The organism is Xanthomonas sp. NCPPB 1062 (assembly GCF_041481705.2).
Lineage (GTDB): Bacteria > Pseudomonadota > Gammaproteobacteria > Xanthomonadales > Xanthomonadaceae > Xanthomonas > Xanthomonas euvesicatoria.
In genome coordinates this window covers 4,766,039-4,788,741 of the sequence record NZ_CM192987.1, presented here as the reverse complement: position 1 = coordinate 4,788,741, position 22,703 = coordinate 4,766,039, and the positions used below count along the sequence as shown (strand labels likewise).

General features: G+C 65.3%; 14 protein-coding genes. 7 read left to right on the top strand and 7 right to left on the bottom strand.

The annotated features are described in order from the left end of the window. Positions 1–360: 360 nt before the first annotated feature. The gene (locus ACCQ16_RS20425; RefSeq protein ID WP_031424936.1) at positions 361–1,338 is read left to right on the top strand and encodes a DUF4380 domain-containing protein; all 978 of its coding nucleotides are present in this window, start codon (positions 361–363) and stop codon (positions 1,336–1,338) included. Between the two features lie 68 nt (positions 1,339–1,406). Continuing rightward, complete coding sequence (locus ACCQ16_RS20420; RefSeq protein WP_042774141.1) at positions 1,407–3,008, top strand: OpgD/OpgG family glucan biosynthesis protein; 1,602 nt, start codon at positions 1,407–1,409, stop codon at positions 3,006–3,008. 175 nt (positions 3,009–3,183) lie between these two features. Here the strand turns inward: ACCQ16_RS20420 and ACCQ16_RS20415 are convergent, their stop codons facing one another. Next, positions 3,184–4,428, bottom strand: a complete 1,245-nt coding sequence (locus tag ACCQ16_RS20415; protein WP_071117212.1) for a GAF domain-containing sensor histidine kinase — start codon at positions 4,426–4,428, stop codon at positions 3,184–3,186. A gap of 427 nt (positions 4,429–4,855) precedes the next feature. After that, complete coding sequence (locus ACCQ16_RS20410; protein WP_005917020.1) at positions 4,856–5,485, bottom strand: thymidine kinase; 630 nt, start codon at positions 5,483–5,485, stop codon at positions 4,856–4,858. Between the two features lie 205 nt (positions 5,486–5,690). Between ACCQ16_RS20410 and rep the strand changes: the two genes are divergently transcribed. The 3 genes from rep to ACCQ16_RS20395 all read left to right on the top strand — a co-directional run bounded on the left by rep (position 5,691) and on the right by ACCQ16_RS20395 (position 9,835). Further along, complete coding sequence (gene rep, locus ACCQ16_RS20405) at positions 5,691–7,667, top strand: DNA helicase Rep (RefSeq protein WP_007971162.1); 1,977 nt, start codon at positions 5,691–5,693, stop codon at positions 7,665–7,667. Positions 7,668–8,212: 545 nt separating this feature from the next. After that, positions 8,213–8,749 carry a GNAT family N-acetyltransferase gene (locus ACCQ16_RS20400; RefSeq protein ID WP_029820808.1) on the top strand — a complete coding sequence of 179 codons (537 nt, stop codon included), beginning with the start codon at positions 8,213–8,215 and terminating at the stop codon, positions 8,747–8,749. Between the two features lie 51 nt (positions 8,750–8,800). Beyond that, positions 8,801–9,835: a DUF4272 domain-containing protein gene (locus ACCQ16_RS20395; RefSeq protein ID WP_277573344.1), complete on the top strand. Its 1,035-nt coding sequence runs from the start codon at positions 8,801–8,803 to the stop codon at positions 9,833–9,835. 277 nt (positions 9,836–10,112) lie between these two features. On the opposite strand, the gene ACCQ16_RS20390 is transcribed toward ACCQ16_RS20395, so the two are convergent. Then, positions 10,113–10,781, bottom strand: a complete 669-nt coding sequence (locus tag ACCQ16_RS20390; protein ID WP_277573345.1) for a YceH family protein — start codon at positions 10,779–10,781, stop codon at positions 10,113–10,115. Between the two features lie 331 nt (positions 10,782–11,112). Between ACCQ16_RS20390 and ACCQ16_RS20385 the strand changes: the two genes are divergently transcribed. After that, entirely contained in the window at positions 11,113–12,072 is a 960-nt protein-coding gene (locus ACCQ16_RS20385; RefSeq protein ID WP_041469920.1) for a 5'-nucleotidase, lipoprotein e(P4) family, read from the top strand. After that, on the top strand, positions 12,069–12,800 hold the full coding sequence (gene pyrF / locus ACCQ16_RS20380; RefSeq protein ID WP_127165763.1) for an orotidine-5'-phosphate decarboxylase: 732 nt from the start codon (positions 12,069–12,071) through the stop codon (positions 12,798–12,800). The genes ACCQ16_RS20385 and pyrF overlap by 4 nt, the downstream gene beginning before the upstream one ends. Before the next feature lie 408 nt (positions 12,801–13,208). Here pyrF and ACCQ16_RS20375 read toward each other — a convergent pair whose 3' ends face one another. The 4 genes from ACCQ16_RS20375 to ACCQ16_RS20360 form a co-directional block, all read right to left on the bottom strand. Beyond that, positions 13,209–14,729, bottom strand: a complete 1,521-nt coding sequence (locus ACCQ16_RS20375; RefSeq protein WP_127170857.1) for a tryptophan halogenase family protein — start codon at positions 14,727–14,729, stop codon at positions 13,209–13,211. Positions 14,730–14,834: 105 nt separating this feature from the next. Beyond that, positions 14,835–17,870: a TonB-dependent receptor domain-containing protein gene (locus ACCQ16_RS20370; RefSeq protein ID WP_029820802.1), complete on the bottom strand. Its 3,036-nt coding sequence runs from the start codon at positions 17,868–17,870 to the stop codon at positions 14,835–14,837. 316 nt (positions 17,871–18,186) lie between these two features. Beyond that, positions 18,187–21,225, bottom strand: coding sequence for a TonB-dependent receptor (locus ACCQ16_RS20365; RefSeq protein ID WP_008571911.1), 3,039 nt, complete (start codon positions 21,223–21,225; stop codon positions 18,187–18,189). A 167-nt stretch (positions 21,226–21,392) separates the two neighbouring features. Then, positions 21,393–22,445: a LacI family DNA-binding transcriptional regulator gene (locus tag ACCQ16_RS20360; RefSeq protein ID WP_057682061.1), complete on the bottom strand. Its 1,053-nt coding sequence runs from the start codon at positions 22,443–22,445 to the stop codon at positions 21,393–21,395. Between the last annotated feature and the right edge of the window lie 258 nt (positions 22,446–22,703).

The window sequence follows — 22,703 nt, the reverse complement described above, 5'->3', positions numbered from 1 at the left end:
GCGCTCCAACCTGCATGCATGTCCGGGCGCAGGTGCCGACCGCACGGAAACCCTCTTCTGCTCGAGTCCGTCGAGAGTGCTCAGCGCCCAACGTGGCCAGTTCTCCAGGCAAGCATAGTGCGATGTCGCACCTTAGCTGCAGCGGAGGTACAGCAAGCAGCCGCGAGCAGCGGTGTCCTGGTGTCCAGGTAGGCGGCGGGCCACAATCGTGAAGTCCTCATGTGGAAGCGCTGTATGTCCAGCTCGCGACAGCTTGTCATTCCTCTGATCCTTATCGGTGCATGTGCGCTGGTAGCCATGCCGTCGACCGGCGCGATGACGCCCTCTTCGAGCGCGGCAGCTGCCGTAGAGCGTCTCCAGTTGAAGACCAACGCGATAGAGCTGAGCGTCACGCCGGCATTTGGCGGGCGCGTGCTGTCGTTCCATCTGCGCGGCCAGCCCAACGTGTTGAAGGTCGGTGCGGCAGTGGAGCAACAGCCTGCGCCCGAGGTGTCGGCCACTGCGGGGGATATTCCCTATTTCGGCCATGATGTGTGGGTCGGGCCGCAGAGTCAGTGGTGGTTGCACCAGCAGCTCAACCACGAGCGTCAGGCGGCGGCCGCGGTGTGGCCGCCGGATCCGTATCTGTCCCTGGCGCAGACGCGCGTCAGCATGCGTCGTCATGACGTGGTGGAATTTGAAGGGGTGCCCAGCCCGCTGACCGGGGTGCAATTGCGCAAGCAGATCAAACGTTCTGCAGCGCGTGCGGATACCGTCGACATCCAGGCCAGCGCACGTAATATCCGCGCGCAGCCAATTGCCTGGGATCTTTGGTTCAATACGCGGGTTGCGGCAACGACGCGGGTGTTTGTGCCCGTTGCCGCTGCTGCGGATATCCGGCTGCAGCCGCCGCGCGAGCCCGGCACGATTGCGCCGCGCTATCAGCATGAGCGCGGCCTGCTCGCGCTGCGCGCCGATACGCGTCCAGACCAATTGATCCAGCGCGGCAAGCTATTGCTGCAGCCGTCGGCAGGATGGATGGCCGGGTTCGCAGGCGGGCAGGTCTTGGTGATTCGCTTCGCGCATCAACCGCTGTCGGCGATCCATCCCGAGCAAGGCCAGGTGGAGTTGTATCTGGATGCGCCACCCCGGCATCCGGAACAGGGATTGCTGGAAATGGAGGTGCACGCGCCGTATCGGCAGCTTGCGCCAGGTGCGCAAATGCAGGCACAGGAGCAGTGGACGCTGCTGCGCTATACCGGGCCGGATGAGGAACAGGCGCAGCGGCGGTTCCTTTGCAGCCACGCCAACGCGCTGGCGCTGGCCAATGCGTGCGATGCGTCGCCTGCGCCTCGCTGAGATGCGCATTCACGTCGATGCCGGGCTGTGGCTATGATGTCGCCCATTCCCTGACCAGATCGATGCGCATGCAACGACGCCACTTCCTGAAGAATGCTGCTGCCGCATTGGCCGCGCTCGGTTTGCCGACGTTGCCGCAGTGGGCGCTGGCGGCCAAGGCCGTTGGCCTGCGTCGACTCGGGCAACCGCAACCCTTCGACTACGCCTGGTTGAAAGGGCAGGCGCGCGCGCTGGCGAAGGCGCCTTACAAAAGTCACAAGCAGGTATTGCCGGGGCCGCTTGAGGCGCTGAACTGGGATCAGTATCAGTCCATCCGCTACCGCCAGGACCACGCGTTGTGGGCTGATGGCAACGGCAAATTCCAGGCCAAGTTCTTCCACCTGGGACTGTATTTCCATACCCCGGTGCACATTTACGACATCGTCGATGGCAAGGCACAGCAACTGGCCTACGACCCGGCGGCATTCGATTACGGCCGCAGCGGGCTGGGCGGCAAGCAATTGCCAAAGGATCTGGGCTTTGCCGGTTTCCGGCTCAACACACGCAAGGACACCGAACGCGATTTCTCGGCATTCCTGGGTGCAAGCTATTTCCGTGCGGTCGGCAAGGAAGGCCAGTATGGGCAGTCGGCACGCGGGCTGGCCATCGATACCGGTACCGGCGGGCCGGAGGAGTTTCCGGACTTCATCGCCTATTACCTGGAGCAGCCGGCCGACGATTCGGACACGGTGGTGGTGTACGGCTTGCTGGATTCGCCCAGCGTTGCCGGCGCGTACCGCTTCGCCATCACCAATGGCGATGTGCTGCTGATGGATATCGACAGCGCGCTGTACCCACGCAAGGCGATCGAGCGGCTGGGTATCGGCCCGTGCACCAGCATGTACCAGGTCGGCGAAAACGATAACCGGATGGACTGGGATTGGCGTCCGGAAATTCACGACACCGATGGCCTGGCGATGTGGACCGGCGGCGGCGAATGGATCTGGCGCCCGTTATGCAACCCGCCGCATCTGCGTTTCAACATGTTCGTCGACGAGAACCCGCGTGGGTTCGGGCTGCTGCAGCGCGACCGCAACTTCGACCATTACCAGGACGATGGCGTGTTTTACGAAAAGCGCCCGTGCCTGTGGGTGGAACCCAAGAGTGGTTGGGGCAAGGGCTCGGTGCAGCTGGTCGAGATTCCGACCGTGGACGAGACCTTCGACAACATCGTGGCGTTCTGGAACCCGCAAGCCAAGCCGCAGCCGGGGCAGGAACTGCTGATGGGCTACCGGCTGTACTGGGGCGCGCAGCCGCCGGCCAGCTCGCCGTTGGCGCATTGCGTGGCGACCCGAACCGGCCTCGGCGGCATCGTCGGGCAAAAACGCAGCCATTTCTCCTGGCGCTTTGCGGTGGATTTTGCCGGCGGCGAACTGGCCGCGCTGGCGAAGGACGCAAAGGCCAAGGTGGAGGCGGTGTTGCAGGTGTCGCGCGGCACTACTGAAATCGTGTCGGCGCGCCCGCTGCACGAGCTCAAGGGCTATCGGGCGATGTTCGACCTGGTGCCGCCGGACGAGGGCACCCAGCAGATCGATATCCGCCTGTATCTGCGCGCCAATGGCAAGCCGCTCACCGAAACCTGGCTGTACCAGTGGACGCCGCCGCCGCCGAGCGAGCGCAAGATTTACTGAGAAGCGCCGGGCGGGGCGGCCGGCGACGCTTGTTGCGGGCATCGCGGGGCCAGCGCGGTCGCATGCGGCAATGCGGCGCCAGGGGACGCGTGGCCAGCTGCGGCATGCAGCATGCGGTTGGAGCGCCATCTGTTGTCGGACGTGTTTGCGGGACGATCGTCGCTGCGTAAAGCACTCAGGCCGGCGCCGAGGTGCCGACCAGGTGAAGTCGTCCGCGCGGACGTGTGCAGGCCAGCTCCACGCGGAAGCAGGTGCCGTCCTTGCCGCTGATGATGCGTAATTCGCCTTGATGGGCCTTTGCGATCTGCGCTGCCATATGCAGGCCCAGATCGACATCCGGTAGCGCACGTCCGCCGGTATGCACATGGGTGGAAGCGTGCAGCACATCCAGCCGCCGTGGATCGATCCCATCCAGATTGCAGACTTCGATGCGTAGCCGGCCATGTTCGGTGACCGCGACCGCCTTGATCAGCGAACTTTGCGGCCCTTGCACGACCGCGTTGATCATCAGGCTGCCGAACATCTGCGCCAGCCGAATCGCATCGCCGTGCACCGGCTCGTCGATGGCCACATGCGTGGACAGCACCTGGTTGGGGTAGGCGGCGCGGGTTTCGTCCACGACCTGGGAGAGTGCATCGACCAAGTCGCTCCCGTCGCCATAGTCCAGCTGCAACCAATCGAGTTCGATGCCGCGAGCGAAATCGCAGGCGAAATCGATCAGTTCTTCCATGCGCCGCAGGCTACGCTGCAGCGAGCGGATGGAGCTGCCGTAGCGATGGTCGAGTTGGTCGATGGACAGCATATCCACCACCGCATGCATGGACTGCAATGGGTTGCGCAGGTCGTGCCCGAGAATGCCGATGAATTCTTCGCGCAAGCGCGCCGAGGCGCCAACACGGCCCAGTTCGCTGCGGGCGCGTCGCGATTCCAGCGCGCTTTCTTCGGCGCGTTGCTCGGCCTGGATCTGTGCGGCCAGCAACTGTGCGAGCAGTTCGACCTTTTCCACCAGCGGTGCGTCCATGACGCGCGGCTGCGGATCCAGCGCGCACAAGGTGCCGAACACGCTGCCATCGTCGAACCTGATCGGCACCGAGACGTAGCTTTCGAAGCCGTAGAGCCGCGGCGAGGGATGATCGCGGTAGACCGGGTCATCCGATGCGTGCCCGAACCACACCGCATTGCCTTTCACCCGTACGCTGTCGCAAAACGTGGTGGCCAGCGGAAGTTCGTCGCCCGGACGCAGGCCAAAGGACAGTGCATCGTGCACCTGGCAGGTGATCCAGCGCGCGTCGGTGACGCGGGCGACGGCGGCAAATCCCATCCCGGTCAGGCGGGTGAGCACGCTCAACACGTCGGCGACCGAGGAGAGCCGGCCGACACGCGCGATATCGGCGCGCAATGCGGGAGGCAGTGGATCCATGAGTGCCTCCAAAGAGTGGACGCTTGCCAGTTTACAGGACCGCGGTTGCGCCCGGTTGTGTGGTGCGCCGCTGTCTCACAGCCGCCACGATACGCCTGTCTGATGGCGCCCGCGACGCCGGCGTGACCGCATGCCCGCACGGGTTTAGCAGCGCATGCAAAGCGTATAGAGCGTGGCCGGCGGTCGCGGCTGGCTGTCGACGAACGCGGTGCCGCACCGTGTGCTGACGTGTGGATGTAGCGGCTGGCGCCAGTGCGGCGGTGAGCGTTTGTGCTGGCGAACGGCCAACGGCGATGTGCAAGCCCCTGCTTCCAGCGCGATACCGCAGCGCAAACGAGGATGCGCGCGAACCCTGCTCCGGGGCAGTGCTGTCCTGGATGCACCACGGCAGCGCGGATGGCCGCGGGTGCGTTACCAGGCCCCGGCGCTAGGCGACGGGCAGCGGCAAGGCGATCTGGAGCGGATCGATGCGGCCTTCGCCACGCATGATCTTCTTGAACTCGGCCCGGCTGACCGACACATAGCGCTCGTTGCCGCCGATTTCCACCTGCGGGCCGTCCTGCACCGCGTGCCCGTGTGCATCCACGCGGACGGTCATGGTGGCCTTGCTGCCGCTGTGGCAGATGGTCTTGATTTCTTCCAGCTCGTCGGCCCAGGCCAGCAGGAACTGGCTGCCCTCGAACAACTCGCCACGAAAATCGGTACGCAAGCCGTAACACAGCACCGGAATCCGCAGCCGGTCGACCACCTCGCTCAACTGCCAGACCTGCGCGCGGCTGAGGAATTGCGCTTCGTCCACCAGCACGCAATGCAACGCGCCGTCGTTGTGGATGTCGCGTTCGACCAGCTGCTGCAACTCGGTGTCGCGCTCGAAGATACGCCCGTCCGCGCGCAAGCCGATCCGCGAGGCGACCACGCCGCTGCCGGCGCGGTGGTCGAGCTTGGGCGTGAGGATCAGCGTGCGCATGCCGCGCTCGCGGTAGTTGTGCGCCGATTGCAGCAAGGTGGTGGTCTTGCCGGCATTCATCGCCGAATAGTAGAAATAGAGCTTGGCCATCGGGCGATTTTACCGGGCCAGGCAGCAGGATGCGGCGCCTGTGTGTGCTGCGCTGGCGCGGTCGGGCGGGGTCGACGCCTGCCGTCGAGCGTGTGGGAGCAGCCTCCGGTTGTGGGCAGGGCTAGCCGCACTGGAGACATGAATCCATCGCGTCGGCCAGCCGTAGGCAGCCCCGGTACAATGGCGCGCTCTGTCGGAAGCCTCTATGTACGGTCTCAATCCCCCGCAAAGCGCCGCCGTGCTGCACTGCGAAGGTCCCCTGTTGGTGCTGGCCGGCGCCGGCAGCGGCAAGACGCGCGTGATCGTGGAAAAGATCGCGCATCTGATCGCCATCGGCCGCTATCCGGCCAAGCGGATCGCCGCGATCACCTTCACCAACAAATCCGCCAAGGAAATGCGCGAGCGTGTGGCCAAGCGCATTCGCGGCGACGGTGCCGACGGCCTGACGATCTGCACCTTCCACGCACTGGGCCTGAAGTTCCTGCAGATCGAGCACGCCGCCGCCGGTTTGAAGCGCGGCTTTTCGATCTTCGATTCGGACGATGCCGCCGCGCAGATCAAGGACCTGATGCATGGCGCCAAGCCCGATGCGATCGAAGATGCCAAGAACCTGATCTCGCGCGCCAAGAATGCCGGCCTGTCGCCGGAGCAGGCGATGGCGGCCGCACGCAGCACCCGCGAAAAGGAAGCGGCCAGCTTGTACGAGCGCTACCAGGCGCGGCTGACCACCTTCAACGCAGTGGACTTCGACGACCTGATCCGTCTGCCGGTGCAGATCCTGGAAGCCAACGAAGACATCGTGATGGGCTGGCGCGAGCGCATCGGCTACCTGCTGGTGGACGAGTGCCAGGACACCAACGATGCGCAGTACCGGCTGCTGAAGATGCTGGCCGGCCCGCGCGGCAACTTCACCTGCGTGGGCGACGACGACCAGAGCATCTATGCCTGGCGCGGTGCCAATCCGGAAAACCTGCAGCAGATGGCGCGCGATTATCCGGCGCTGGAAATCATCAAGCTGGAACAGAACTACCGCTGCTCCAATCGTGTGCTGCGTGCGGCCAACGCGTTGATCGCGCACAACCCGCATGAGCATTTGAAGACCTTGTGGAGCGACCAGGCCGACGGCGAGCGCATCCGCGTGTGGGAATGCCGCGACAGCGAGCACGAAGCCGAAAAGGTCGCCGCGGAGATCTCGTTCCTGGGTACCGCCAAGCAGGTGCCGTGGAGCGACTTCTGCATTCTGTTCCGTGGCAATTTTCAATCGCGGCCGCTGGAAAAAGCGCTGCAGCTATTGCGCGTGCCGTATCACCTCACCGGTGGTACCGCGTTTCTGGAGCGGCAGGAGGTCAAGGACTTGCTGTCGTGGTTGCGGTTGATCGTCAACCCGGATGACGACGCGGCGTTCTTGCGTGCCGTGCAGTCGCCCAAGCGCGAAGTCGGTGCGACCTCGCTGGCGCGTCTTGCCGAACTTGCCAGCGCCAAGTCGGTACCGATGTCGCGCGCAGCCGAGTCGATGGGCGCCTTGCAGCATTTACCGCCGCGCGCAGCCAACGGTTTGAGTGCGTTTACCGACATCCTGCGCGACATGCGCGAGCACTCGTCCAGCATGCCGGCCGGCGAGCTGGTGCGCCTGCTGGCCGACAAGTCCGGTTTGCTCAACGACCTGCGCAATCAGTCGAAAGACGAGACCGGCTTCCAGCGGCGCAAGCGCAATCTGGACGAGCTGGCCGAGTGGTTCGAGGGTGGTCCGCGCGGTGCAAGCGCCAGCGATCTGGCTGCGCAGTTGGCGTTGCTGTCGCGCAACGACAAGGACGATGGCGGCAACCAGGTGCGCATGATGACCATGCATGCGTCCAAGGGACTGGAATTCCGCTATGTCTTCATCGTCGGCTGCGAGGACGGCGTGCTGCCGCACGAAGTGAGCCTGGAAGAAGGCAATCTGCAGGAAGAGCGCCGCCTGCTGTACGTGGGCATCACCCGCGCCAAGGAGCAGTTGTGGATGAGCCACAGCAAGCTGACGCGCAAGTTCGGCGAGCATGTGCGACTGAAGCCGAGCCGGTTTTTCGATGAGATTCCGGCCGAAGAACTGCAGCGCGATGGTGCCGACCCGGTGGCCGACGCCGAGCGCAAGAAGGAACGCGCCAGTGCGGGATTGGCTGCGATCCAGGCATTGTTCGACTGAGTTCTCCTGAGCCGCGCGGGCAGCTGCGCCACGTGCATCAACAGGTGAGCCTGGCAGGCAAGACGGCGCTGGGCGCCTGCCGGAGGCACTGCGGGTGAGTGCGTGGCACACATCGGTTGCCAGGCGTGCCTGACGCTGAGCCTCCCGGGCCGGCTGCCCTGCGCGGCACGCGTGCGCAAGGATGGAGCGCATCGTGAACGTCTCGGCCGTGATGCGCTGGCGGTCAGGCGTGCATCGATGCCCAGTCTTGCCGCTCGACGTGCGTACTACGCGCTGCAGCACGCGACCTGCAACAGACGTGGAACAGCCTGACATGCAGGCCCGGCATGATCGCCCGCGCCGTCGCTGGCACGGCCCAAGGCTGGAACGTTGCTGGCCAGACAGGCGAGCCGGCAACGCGCCGGTGGTGCACGCCAGTTGCACCAGCCCAACGGAGTGATATCGCCAACCGTGCGGGTACTGCAGCGTGGCCATGCGTGCGGTCGTCAGTCTTGTCAGTGCCACTGCCGCACGGCAGTCTGAGGTTCCCGCCAACAGAGTGCGCCGTGACCGTCATCCTCGAAACCGCACGCGTGCGCTTGCGTCTGCTCGATCCCGAGCGCGATGCCGAGGCAATGCTGGCGCTGGTCAACGATCCTGCGTTCATCGCCGGCATCAACGACCGCGGTATCCGCACCCGCGAGCAGGCGCGCGAGCATGTGCGCGAATGGGCGCAGGCGCATCAGCAACGACACGGCTTCGCGCACTGGGCGCTGGAAACGCGCGAGGCAGGCACCTTCATGGGCACCTTGGGCCTGCTGTGCCGCGAGACCTTGCCGGTGCCGCATATCGGTTTTGCGCTGTTGCCCGCGTATCGCGGCAAGGGCTATGTGACCGAAGCCGGGCGCGCGGTGCTGGAGCATGCACGCCAGGTACTGGGATTGACGCAGGTGTGCGCGATCGTCTCGCCAGGCAATGCGGAGTCGATCCGCGCGCTGGAAGCACTGGGGCTGCGCTATGAGAGCCTGCGGGTGCTGAGTCCCGGCACCGAGGCCGTGGCGTACTACACGATCGACCTCGGCCCTGGTGGCGTGGACAGCTGAGCAGCGCTGCGTCACCCTGCCGGCTGTTTTCCACCGCACAGGGAGGCCTGCATGGCACTGTTGGTCAACGCCTATTCCACGCTGCGCACGCCCCTGTGGCCGGACTTCCTGCCGCAGGCTGCCGTGCAGCGTCGCGACCACGCCGACCCGGAACTGGCCGCGCATCTGCACGGCTTTGTCGGCTATGTGAATCAGGCCGGCGATGGGCAGATGACCCAGGCGCGCTATCACCTGATGCGGCATGTGCAGCGGGTGCGGCAGCACTTCAGCTTCGAGGTGGACGATGCGGACCTCGGCGCGCTGGCGCAGTGGGCCGAGCACGCCAATGCGGTGTGTTTCCTGGCCGACGGTAGCGTGCGCGACCCGCAGGGGCGGGTGCTGATCAGCCAGGGCGAGCCGGCCATCGACGACGATGCGCAGGTACCGTATCCGCCCGATGCGTTGCAGCGGCGCGCGCAACAACTTTCCGTGCTGGCCGCGCAAGGCATCCGCGTACCGCCCAGCCTGCCGCCGGTGCCCGGCGAGGCCGAAGCGCGCGTGCGCGATGCGGCAGTCGTCAGTCGACGCATGCTGGCGTTGTTTGCGGTGGCGCTGCGTGCAGAGATCCTGGCCGCTGGCGATACGCCGCCGTCGCTGGACGAGGTGGAGACGCGTCTTCCCGGCGTGGCAGATGCGCTGTCGCCGCAGGAGCGCGCCTTCTTCGCCCAGCCAGCGCCGGATGCGCAGGCGCTGGCCAACTTCGGCTGGCGTTACGAAAGCCTGGCCGTGCTGCAATGGGCCTTGGGGCTGGCCGACACGCTGCCGGAACCCAACGCGCTGTGCGATGTACCCCTGATTGCACAGCGCGCGCTGGACAACGCACAAGCCGCCGAGCGCCCGACGCCGGCGCGACGCCCGCTCGCCGAGCTGCTGGACACGCTGGACCGCCACCTGCGCCTGCACTGGGCGGTCCGCCAGGCCGGCCAATCCGGTCAGCCGGTCCCCGCCGGCATCGTGCCGGGCGTGGTGTATGAGCGGCATTACGCGCTCAATTGGCTACTGCACTTTGAAGATGCCGAGTGGGACGAGGTGGACACGCCGACCTGACGCTGGCGTGCCCCGACCCCGACGTTCGTGCGCGGGCAGCGCTTGCACCGACGCGGCAGGACTGGCCGGTGCATCCATCCAACACGCGCACACACTGACATCGTGCGGCCGGGCGACAAGACCGTGCGGGTCTTGCAGGCGATGCCGCATGCCTCTGCGTGCCGTGGTGCGTATCGGGCGATCCGGCAACTGCCGGGTCACCCAAGGCAGCTGACGTCGATGCTGCCGCACACCTGCCGCGCTGCCGCTACGGCCGTCGGTGGGTGCCGCGCACAGATCAGGCGCCAGCTGCCTCCAGCCGCGCCTGTACCGCGGCAAGCGCCTCCTGCAGTTCGGCGACCGTTGCTTCCAGCGCCTGCATCCGCGCGTCCAGGTCGCTGCTGTCGCTGCCACTGCGCGCGCTCGGTGCCGCACGCGTGGCAGCGGCCTGCAGCGCCTCCACATCCAGCTCGCCGCTGAGCAGATGCATGTAACGGTCTTCGCGCTGACCGCTGGCGCGCGGCAGTTGTGCGGCCAGGCCGCGCTGGATCAGCCGCTCCAGGTGATGGCGCACGTCGTCGGCATCGTTGAAGCGCGCCAGGCGCTCGCTACGTGCGTACAGCTCGCCCAGCGTCTGCGGGCCGCGCAACAGCAGCAGGCCGATCAGTGCGACTTGCTGGCGGGTCAGATCCAGCACGCTGCCCAGGCGGTGCTCGTAACGCTCGGCACGCGAAGAAAACTGCTGGCGCACCAGGCCCAGGGTTTCCAGCTGGCGCAGCGCGTGGTGCACCACGCCAGTCTGCAGATTCAGCACCGGCTCGCGCGCGGTTTTCTGGTTGGCGGCCACCTGCGCAGCGTTGACGGTGAGCGGGTACGCGTCCGGCGTGGTGGCCTCCTTTTCGATCAGGCATCCCAGCACGCGGGCCTGGGCGGTATCGAGGACGGGCGGGGGCGAGGTCTCTGTCATGGATGACTCCGGGAGGCGATCAGCGCACAAGGATATGCCGATCCGCTGCCGGCGTTCTTCCGCTGCGACGCGATGCAAGGTGGCCGACGCCATCGACGGTGTCGCGCATGTCAGCGTCGTGCGCCGGCAACGGGCGTGGGCATCCAGGAACGGGCACGGCACATATTCGCCATCGTGTGGAAGACCGATGCAGCCACGCGGTTGGACGACCGGTATTGCGGCGACCGTCATCCGTGCGCCCCTGTCATTTCGATGGCGGCGCCATCGGCCAGCGCGAGCGGTACGGCGCGAACCGGCTAAAATCGCACGCTTTATTGTCGACCCTGTCCCGGTGGATGCCATGCGCCCCTCGCTTTACGCTCCGTTGTCCTTCATCGCCTGCACCGCGCTGGCCCTGGGCGCCTGCAAGCCCGCCGACACGCAGCCAGCCCCGCACGCGCAGGAAGCCACCGCAACTGCCAATGCCGACGCCAGCGCTGCGGCCAGCAAGGCCGCAACGTCGTCCACCACTGCACCGGCCGGCGACGACAACCTCAATGCGGTGCTGTGGATGCAGCGCTCGGAGGAATACCGTGCCGTGGCCGAGCAGACCTATCGCGCTGCGGCCGACAAACTGGACGCGGCACTCAAGCAACCCAACTGGGACGCGCTGGTGCCGGAGGAACGCGGCAATGCCGCCACCGGCCTGAAGCCGGCGGTGGTGCTGGATGTGGACGAGACCGTGCTGGACAATTCGCCCTACCAGGCGCGGCTGCTGCGCGATGGCAAGGAATACGACGAGCTGAGCTGGGACCAGTGGGTGGCCGAGAAGAAGGCCACTGCCATTCCCGGCGTGGTGGATTTCGCCAAGGCCGCCAATGCCCGCGGCATCACCCTGATCTACATTTCCAACCGCGCGGTGCACCTGAAGGACGCCACCTTGGCCAATCTGCGCAGCGTGGGCCTGCCGGTGGCCGATGACAGCGTATTTCTCGGCCTGGGCACGGTGGTGCCCGGCTGCGAGCAGAACGGCAGCGAAAAGAACTGCCGCCGCCAGCTGGCCGGACAGAAGTACCGCGTGCTGATGCAGTTCGGCGACCAGCTGGGCGACTTCGTGCAGGTCACCGCCAATACCGGCCAGGCGCGTGGCGCCTTGCTGCAGCAGTACCACGACTGGTTCGGCGAACGCTGGTGGATGCTGCCCAACCCCAGCTACGGCGGCTGGGAGCCGGCGCAGTTCAACAACGACTACGCGCAACCCTGGCAAAAGCGCCACGACGCCAAGCGCGCTGCGCTGGAGGTGGCCCGATGAGCCGCGCGCCCTTGCCGCTGGCCGCGCATGAGCGGCTGATCTTCGCGCTGGATGTGCCCGGCCACGATGAAGCGATCGCCTGGGTGGACCGGCTCGGCGATTCGGTATCGTTCTACAAGATCGGCATGGAGCTGCTGGCATCGGGCGAGTACTTCCGCGTGCTCGATGCGCTGGCCAAGCGCGACAAGCGCGTGTTCGTGGACCTCAAGTTCTTCGACATTCCCGCCACCGTGGCCGGCACGATTCGCCGCCTGGCGCAGTGGCCGGTGAGTTATTGCACGGTGCACGGCTGGCACGCCGGCATGCTGCAGGCCGCCGCCGAGGCCAATCACGGTGACATGCGCCTGCTGGCGGTCACGGTACTGACGTCGATGGGCCGCCCGGACCTGGCGGCAATGGGCATCGACCGTGAACCGGTGGACGTGGTGGTGGAACGCGCGCTGGCTGCGCAGGCCGCCGGGATCGATGGCGTGATCGCTTCGGGGCAGGAAGCCGGCCCGATCCGCCGCGCCACTGGCCCGGACTTTTCGATCGTCTGCCCCGGCATCCGCCCCGGCGGCCCGGTCGGCGACGACCAGCAACGCACGGTCGGCGTGGCGCAGGTATTTACCGACGGCGCCGACGCGATCGTCGTTGGCCGCCCGATCCGCCTGGCGAGCGACCCTGCAGCGGCGGCTGACGCCATCCAGGCGGAGATCCGCGCGGCACTGCCGCAGAACGGAAACTGATCGGGCCGAAACAGCGGCCAGCTTCCAAATAAATCAATAGTTTAGGCGCCAACAATTAAAGCATTGCTTTAATGTGAAAGTCTCGTTAACATGCCGGCGTCCGATGTCAGTCGGAAGCTGTGCCACTCATTGTCCACCGGGCTTGTCCCGGTTTTCGAAGGGATCGGGCCTTGTGTCCGATCCTTTTTTTTGCCGTCACGTTCGCGTGTCGTGGCGACCGACATCAGTGGCTGGCTGCGTGGTGGCATAGATCGCGCGTTACCCGCTGCACTAGGCGAGCATGCATCGCCTGGACGCACGTGCGAAGCGCGCCGTTGGCGCACGCTTGGATCCCTGCGTTCGTTATCGGTCATGCGCAACTGCCACCACCTTCAGCATCAGTTCCAGCCGCAGTGCAAACCAAGGCACTTACGGTAACGCAGCCGCCTTGCAATAGCGGTCGATGAATTGCTGGTGGCTTGGCATCACGTCCACGCAGTGGCTGATGGTCTGCGCCACGCTGGCCAGGAAGCCCTCGGCGTCGGTATCCGGCACCTGGTCCACCAGCGGGTGATATCCCTGCGGCAGGATGCCCTGGCCCACCAGTACCTGGACCCAGCTGATCTCGGCGAACATTTCTTCGGCATTGCGATAGAAGCGCCCGCTGTCGCGGAACAGGTCCAGCGTGGTCTGCAGCTCCGGGGTGATCGGCATGTGGCGGCAATGCCGCCAGAACGCGCTGTCGTCGCGCTCGGTGGCGTGGTAGTGCAGCAGCAGAAAGTCGCGGATGCGGTCGAACTCGAATGCAAGCCGGTCGTTGTAGCGCTGCACCAGCACCGGGCTGATGCCCTCGCGCGGAAACAGCTCCAGCAACTTGGAAATGCCGGACTGGATCAGATGGATGCTGGTCGATTCCAGTGGCTCCAGAAATCCGCTGGCCAGGCCCAGTGCGACGACATTGCGGTTCCAGCACTGCTTGCGCCGCCCGGTGGTGAAGCGCAGCGGGCGCGGGTCGGCCAGCGGCTTGCCGTCCAGATTGGCCAGCAACGTGGCGGCCGCTTCGTCGTCGCTGATGTGCGCGCTGCAGTACACATAGCCGTTGCCGGTGCGGTGCTGCAGCGGAATGCGCCATTGCCAGCCGGCTGCGCGCGCAGTGGAGCGTGTGTATGGCGTGGGCGGGCCCACCTTTTCGCAGGGCACTGCCAGCGCGCGATCGCAGGGCAGCCAGTGGGTGAAGTCGTGATAGCCGGTGTGCAACGCCTCTTCGATCAAAAGCCCACGGAAGCCGGAGCAATCGATGAACAAGTCGCCGTGCACCGTCTGTCCGGATGCCAGCTGCAGCGATTGCACATGGCCGCTTTCCGGATGCAGCTGCACCTGCTCGACCAACCCTTCGATGCGGGTCACGCCGCGCTGCTGCGAATACCGGCGCAGAAAGTGCGCGTATTGCGTGGCGTCGAAGTGGTACGCGTAGGCGATGTTGGCCAGCGGCGAGTTGGCCGGTACATCGCCGGCGGAGGTCATGAACTTGCCGCGCGCAGCCGCCACGGTATTGAGCGTGTACGCCCCCAACGGCTGTGCTCTGCCGCGTGCGTGTTGCTTGATCCAGTATTGGTGAAACGGCAATAGCCCCAGCGGGTGCCCGATCTGGGTGCCGAAGCCATGCATGTACGCGGTTCCCGGGCGTTGCCAGTCGACGAACTCGATACCGAGTTTGAAGCTGCCCTGGGTCTGGCGCACGAACTCGGCCTCATCGATGCCGAGCAGGTTGTTGAAGGCCTTGATGTGCGGCACGGTGGCTTCGCCCACCCCGACGGTGCCCAGCTGGTCGGACTCGATCAGCTGCACCTTGAAAGTGGGCCCGAGCACGCGCGCAAACGCGGCGGCCGCCATCCAGCCGGCGGTGCCGCCGCCGACAATGACGATGTTGCGAAGTGGAGCGGGAATCATGTCGATGCATTCCTGAGCAAGACAGCGGACGGACACACGAACGGGGCCAGCTGGCCCCGTTCGAAATACCACATGCCCGTGTCGGCGCATGTGGCAATGCGCGCATCAGAACTTGGCGCCGATCTCCAGCACGACGCTGCGCGGCACGTAGTTGATCTCGCCACTGGTGTTGATGGCGATGTCCGGAGCGAACTGACCATTGCTGCCGAAGCCGTTGTAGGCGTAAGCGCTGTAGTTCTTGAAGTTGAACGCGTTGAGCAGGTTCACACGTGCGTTGAGCTTGAAGTCGCCGGCCACGGTGAACTCCTTGGTGGCCTGGAAGTCCACCGTGCGGTAGCCCCAGATATCGCCGCCGACCAGGAACTTACCGCTACCCGGCGGGGTGACGCCGACCTGCTGGCAGGTGGCGCCATCGGGATCGGTGAAGCCGAAGCAGGCGATGGTGTTGATCGGCTCGGGCGTGGCCAACACCAGCTTGGCACCGAAGGTCACGCCCCACGGACCATCGATCGAACCTGAAGCGACAAAGCGATGTGCGGCCACGGCATCGGACTTCACGAACGGATAGCCGCGGATAGTGGCCTTATCGAAGCCGTAAGGCTCGTCGATGTTGCGGTTCTGGCGCGCGCTGGTGTGGGTGTAGGACAAGGTCAGGCCCCAACCGGATTCCTTGGTGTACGGCTTGTCGGCCGACAACAGCACCTGGCTGTTGCGTTGTTCCAGGCCGTTGCTGCCCAGGATGGTGTTCTGGTAGCCCGGCACCGGCTCGCCCCACGGCACGTTGCCGTTCTGGAAGTAGGAGCCATCCGGATAGCGGTTGATCAAGCCCATCGCGAAACCGTCGTAGCTCAGGATGCGCTGGAAGGTCACATCGGTCAGCCAGTCGCCCACCTGGTTGGTGATGCCGATGCTGTACTGGTCGCTGTACGGCGTCTTGAGCTTGTTGTTGAACATGAAGAGCTCGGCGCTGCCGGCGACACCGGGAATGGTGTTGAGCTGATCGATGCCGTTGAGATAGCGCGGGTCGAACGCCACGCAGGTGCGGTCGGCGCGATAGCACGTGCCAGTGGCCGGGTTTTCGAAATACACCGCCACCGGCGACAGCGCCGCCTTGCTGGTTTCCAGCGCCAACTGTTCGAACAGGTTGCGGTCGTACGAGCGCGCGGCACCGCCATGCACGATGGCGGCTTCGTCGCCGAAGATGTCATACGAAAAACCGAAGCGCGGCGCCCAGGCATCCTTGAAGTTCTTGCGGTTGTTGCCGGTGCTGATGTAGTCGGCCACGTTGATGCCGCTGGGCAGCAGACGGTTTGCCCACGGCTGGCCGGGATTTTCTGCGTCGTTGGCATACAGCGCATCGACGAACGCCTGCGAGGTGACGAAGTTGGTGTAGGCCGGGGTGTCTTCGTAATCCCAGCGCACCCCGATGTTGATCATCAACTTGTCGGTGGCGGCCCAGTCGTCCTGCAGATAGATACCGTACTGCTTGGACGGCGAGACCACCGTGGCGCGCTGGCCTGGCGTGGTGTAGGGCGCAATGAAGTCCACGCGGTACGGCGTTGAGTCAATGCTGCCATTGCTGACGCGATAGCTGAACTGCGGATTCAACGCCGCCGCATCCTGCGAGGTGAGCTCGATGTCCTTGTAGTTCACACCCATCTTGATGGTGTGTTCGCCATGCCACTGGAAGCTGGTGAAGGTCAGATCGTTCTGGATGAACCAGCCTTTCTGGCTCTTGCGCTGCGCGTTCTTGCCGCCAGCCGAACCGGTGGTAAGGAACGTGCGCTCATCGATATCGGTGGAGCCGGCACGTGGCTGGAAATAGGTGTAGACGATGCCATTGCCCAGGGTGCGCGGGGTCGGGTTGTTCTCCGAATTTTCGGTGCCGACGATGACCTCGTTGAACCAGTTGTCGGCACTGTGCTGCCAACGCAGGTTGGTGCGCTTGTCCTTGTTGATCTTGTCAGTGGCCTGCGCGAGCGTGTTGGTACCGCCGACGTTGGCAGTCTGCGTCTCGTCGCGGTAGATCGTGCTCAATTCGATGCGATCGCGATCGGTGGGCTCGAAGTCGATCTTGCCGAACAACAGGTCTTCTTCGAACGGCATGTTGGCCGGGCCATATTGGCTGGCCAGGTTGGCCGGCAACTGGCTGACGAAGGCCGCCGCCTCCGAGCTCGGCTGCACGCTCTTGGGCGCCACGTTTTCCTTGCCTTCGTAGGCAACGAAGAAATGCATGCGGTCCTGGATGATCGGCCCGCCAAGTGCGAAGCCGTATTCCTTGGTCTGCGAGTCGATCTTGCCATTGGCTTCTTCGTCGGGCCGCTTGTCGCGCAGGTCCTGATCGGTATAGCGATAGAACGCTTCGCCGTGGAATTCGTTGGTGCCGGACTTGGTGGCCGCGGTAATCGCCGCGCCACTGATCTGGCCGTACTCGGCCTTGTAGTTGGAGGTAATGACCTTGTATTCGCCGATCGCCAGCTGCGGGAATGGATTGCCCTGCGTATCGCTTTGACCGGCGACGCCGCCGCTACGCACGTAGCTCTTCTGGCCTACGCCGTCGATATACAGATTGCCGGCGCTGGCATTGGATGCACCGCCGCGCAGCTTGGTGTTGCCGTTGCCATCGACCTGAAACACCATGCCCGGCACGGTATCGGCAAACTCCAGGAAGTTACGCGTGGCCTGCGGCAACTGCTGGATCTGGCGCGCGCTGATGGTGTTGCCCACTTCCGAGGTCTTGACGTCGCGAATCATCGGCGCGCTGACCGTCACCGTATCCAGCGTGGTCGCATCACCGGCAGGCGCCGCGGCCGTCTCGGTGCCCAGATCGACAGTGGCGCTGGAGGCCACCGACAGGGTCACCGTGCGGCTGATGCCGTTGGATTCGACCTTGTAGGTGCCCGGCTGCAGCCCGACGATGGTGTAGTTGCCGTTCGCATTGACCGGCGCGCGTCGCACCGAGCCGGTGGCGATGTTGGTGACGACGACTTCGCTGCCGCTCTGCGCGGAAGCGACCTGGCCGCGCAAGGTGGCGTTGCTGGACTGGGCCATGGCCGGAGTGGTGGCGAACAACGAGGCGGCCAGGGCGCAGCACAACAGGCTGCGCGCCGGCAGGGTGGAGACGGTGCGGTGATTCTTCATGACTTTCCCCCTCCCAGGGGTAAAGCGCGACGCAGTGCAGTGACTGGCGCGTTGGGTTGGTGCTTTGGTGTGGAACACAGGGACAACAGGCAACAGCAGCCGCAAGGGCTGCAAGAACGACAAGGGTCTGCGGTGACGGGTGCTTGCTCCTTCAGGCACGGGTCGAGACGGGTGAGGCAATGGCGACGCGTGGACAATGCAGTGCCGTGGCAATCACCGGGCAATGCAAGACCAACGATGCACCAGGGTGCGTGCCGTGCACGATGGCCAGCACAGGCGGCACCCTGTGCTGGGCGACTGCGGCGATGCTAGAGACTTACCAGATGATGCGTGCGCTCAGGAACAGCGTCCGCGGCGAGGTGGACAGCGCCCCGTACTGGTTGATGCTGGCACGCGGGTTGTAGACGCCGTCCTGGCCCCAGTCGATGGCGTACTGATCGTAGTTGCGGAAGTTGAGCGCATTGATCAGATCCCCGCGCACCTGCACGGTCAACGCCTCGGTGACATGCATGTCCTTGGACAGCGACAGATCCAGCTGGCGCGTGCCGAAGATGTCGCCGCCGGCGATGAACTTGCCGCCCGGTGCATCCACCGAGACGATGCGGATGTTCTCCGACGGCTGGCCGCCGTACTGGTCGTAGGACACCGCCTCATTGCGCGGCGGCACCGTGGCCAGGGTCAGCTTGGCCGAGGCGCTGATGCCCCAGAACAAATCGTAGATGCCGGTCAGCACCAGGCGGTGGCGCGGCACTGCGTTCAGATCCAGGAACGGGTAGTCGGCGATGGTGGCCGCATCGAACCCGTAGCGCTCGTCGTTGCCGCGGTTGCCGCGTGCGCGCGAGAACGTGTAGGCCGCCGTCAGCCCCCAGCCGCTTTCCTGGGTATAGGGCTTGTCGGCCGACAGCAGCAGCTGTCCGGTCTTGGTTTCCACGCCGTTATTGCCGATCAGCAGCGAACCGAAGCCCGGCGGATTCTCGTTCCACGGCTGGCCGCCATTCTGGAAGAAATCGCCATTGGGATAGCGGTTGCCCAAGGTCAGGATCAGACCGTCCTTGCTGTGAATGTAGGACACCGTGGCCGAGGTGTTCCACTCGCCCAGCCGCGTGCGCAGGCCCAGCGAATACTGGTCGGAATAAGGCGTCTTCAGATCGTTGTTGAGCAGGTCGATCTCACCGTTGCGCACACCCGAATTGACCAGACCGCCGAGGCTTGCCGGGTCGCTGAGGTAGGCCGGGTTCCAGTTGACGCAGGTACCCGGCGCCGGCGTGCAGCCGGGCGCGGCCTCGGCGAAGCGGAGCGTGTACTGCGCCAGCGCCGACTTGACCTGCTCCAGCCCCAGGATGTCGAACAGGTTGCGGTCGTAGCTGCGTCCGGCACCGCCGAACAACACCAGCGATTCGTCGCCACGGAAATCGTAGGAAAAGCCCAGGCGCGGCGCGAAGTTGTTGTTGTCCTGCTTGCGGTTATTGCCGGTGCTGATGTAGTCGTTGATGTTGACGCCGCCCTTGGCCAGTTGCTCGGCGTAGGTGGCGCTCACCGTCGGGTCGGTGCCGGGGCCGTTCAAGGCCGCCACCACTTCCGGCGGGGTCACGTTGTCCAGGTAGGATGGAATCTTCTCGCCATCCCAGCGCACGCCCAGGTTCAATTGCAGCTTGTCGTTGACGTCCCAATCGTCCTGGATGTACAGGCCCAGCTGCTTGCTCTTGGTCGTCACCGAGGGCGCCGCACCGGCAAACGGCAGGTTGAACTTCACCTGGTACGGAATTGCCGAGGTTCCCAGGCCATCGGCCACCGCGTAATAGAACGAAGGATTGACCGTCGAGTTTTCGCTCTGGGTCAGCTCCACCTCCTTGTACTTCACGCCCATCTTGATGACGTGGCTGCCGTGCCAGTCGATGCTGTTGAAGGTCAGGTCGTTCTGGAAGCTCGGGCCTTTCTGTCCCTTGCGCTGGATCGCCAGGCCGCTGGTGGCGTTGTCGCGGATCAGCACATCGTCTTCGGCAACGCCGCGGGTATAGATGTTCTGGTTGCCCAGGGTGAAGGCATTGGGGTTGAACAGCACGTCCTCGTAGGAGACACGCGCCTCGTTGACGTAACGTTCGCCGAAATGCTGCCAGCGCAGGTCATAGCGCTCTTCGGTGTTGAGGTTGTTCTTGCCGGCGATGGCGGTGTTGCGGTCGCCCACGTCGTCGCGGCTCTTTTCGTCGCGGTACTTGGCGGTCAACTCCAGGCGATCGTTCTCGCCCACGTCCCAGTCGATCTTGCCGAAGTACAGATCTTCCTTGAACGGACGGGTGACCGAACCCAGGCGGCTCTGCACGCCGGCCGGCAGGTCGTCGCTCAGGGCGCTGAAGCTGTCCGGCACCGAGACCGGGTTGGCCGACACCTCGAAGCCCTTGCCTTCGTAGCTGACGAAGAAATGCGCCTTGTCCTTGACGATCGGCCCGCTGAAGGCCATGCCGTATTCGTCCTGGTGGGTCTGGCGCTTGCTGCCGTCGGCATTGGGCGCACCGGCGCGCTCGTCGGCCTGACGCGCGCGGAAGTCGGTATTGGTGGTGCGCCCGAAGATCTCGCCGTGGAACTCGTTGCCGCCAGACTTGGTGGAGGCAACGATCGCCGCCGACCCCACCTGGTCGAACTCGGCCTTGTAGTTGGAGGTGATGACCTTGTATTCGCCGATCGCCAGCTGCGGGAACGGGTTGCCCGCGCTCTGCTCCTGGCCGGAGACGCCGCCGAACAGATAGCTCTTCTGGCCCACGCCGTCGATGTAGACGTTGACCGCCGAGCTGGCCTGCGCGCCACCGCGGATGCGGCTGTTGCCGTTGGGGTCGGTCTCGAACTGCATGCCGGGCACGGTGTCGGCGAACTCCAGGAAGTTGCGCGTCAGCTGCGGCACCGTGTTGATCTGCTTGAGCGACACATTGGTGCCCACTTCGGAGGTCTTGACCTCCTGCAGCGAGGTGGCGGTGACCTTGACCGTGTCCAGGGTAGTGGCGGTGCCATCGGCGGGCGTCGTCGCCTCGCCGCCACTGCCCAGATTCAGGCTCACCGACGAGGCCACCGACAAGGTCACCGTCTTCTCGGTACCCGGGCCGGCATCCACCTTGTAGGTGCCCGGCGGCAGGCCAACCAGGGCATAGCTGCCGTCCGGCCCGGTCGCCACGCGTCGCGTGGTGCCCGTGGCGACATTGGTGGCGGTCACCGTGGTGCCTGCCTGGGACGCGGCGACTTGCCCGCGCAGGGTGGCATTACTGGACTGGGCCATGGCCGGGCTGGCGGCCAGCAACGAAGCGGCAAGGGCGCAGCACAGCAGGCTGCGCGCCGGCAGGGTGGAGACGGTACGGTAGGTCTTCATGACTTCCCCCTCCCAGGGGTCAGGCGCGTACCGGCAGCGTGGTCGGCGTGGCGCAGGGTGACGCGTTGTTTCAAGGACGAACGAGCAGCGGTAGCGGCAACGATAGAGTTATAAAAAACATAAGAAACCGTAAAGAATTCGTGAAGATGCGACAGGGTGCATAGACGTCAATGGCCCGATGTGCTGCGGGCGGCGCTGGACGCACGCACGATCAGTTCCGGAACCATCTGCGAAAACGCCGGCGGCGCAGCGTCGGCAGGCGGTGCAGGCGCATCGACCAACTGCTGGCCCAGCAACAACTGCAACGCGCGCGCGCCCAGGCCGGCGATATCCACCCGCATCGTGGTCAGCGCAGGCAGCACGTAGCGCGCCATCGGCACATCGTCGAATCCGGCCAGCGCAATGTCCTGCGGCACCTTCAGCCCGGCGTGGCCGAGCGCGAACAGGCAGCCCAAGGCCATCATGTCGTTGGCGGCGAACACGGCGTCGGGCCGCGTGTCCCGGGCCAGCGCCTGGCCGGCGCGATAACCGGATTCTTCGTCGAAATTGCCGGGCAAGATCCAGGGCTGCGCGGCCGGGTCCAGCGCCAGTTCGTCGCGATACCCGCGCAGGCGCTCATGCGCATCGAAGTTGTCGTCCGGCCCGGCGATGAAGGCGATGCGGCGGTGGCCACTGTCGCGCAGATGCCGGGTCATGACCCGCGCGCCGCCGTAGTTGTCCACATTGAGCACCGGGCGCTGGCTGGCGCTGCCGGCGCAGTTGAGCAGCACCGCCGGCAGGCCACCGGGCAGCGCGTCTTCATGCACGCCCGAATCGCCCAGCGACGGCGACATCACCACCACGCCGTCCACGCGCCCGGGCAGGCGCTCCAGTGCACGGCGCTGCGCCTGCGGGTCGCCGTGCGAACTGGACACCAGCAGGTGATAGCCCTGCTCGCGCGCCACCTGGTCGATGCCGCGGATCAATTCGGAAAAGAATTCGCCATGCAGGTCCGGCAGCACCACCCCGATGGTGTGGGTGCGCCGGCTGCTCAGGCTGCGCGCGGCGTGGTGCGGGATGTAATTGAGCGCACGCGCCACCTGCAAGACCCGCTCGCGTACCGACTCGGCCACGTGCTGATGCCCGTTCATGGTGCGCGAGACCGTCGCCACCGACACCTGCGCTTCGCGCGCGACGTCCTTGATGGTGACGCTGCCGCCTTCGGACCGTGGCCGACTCATGCTGTGGCGTTCTCCAGGTCAACGCGCGTGGCACCGCGCGCCAGGGGGAGGCGCACGGCCTGCTGGCACCGAGCGCCCGTGTCACACAGGCACATGAATGACATCAGCCCCATCTGATGGAGACCCCCCAAGCGAGATGCAGCGCACGCTAGCAGGAACTGCAAGCGCTTACATGATGCGCCGCAGCATTGGGCTAAACGCAAGTGGCGCAAGGGCTGAAGCCCGATCGCTGGACAAGTTTGTCCGAATAAGACATCA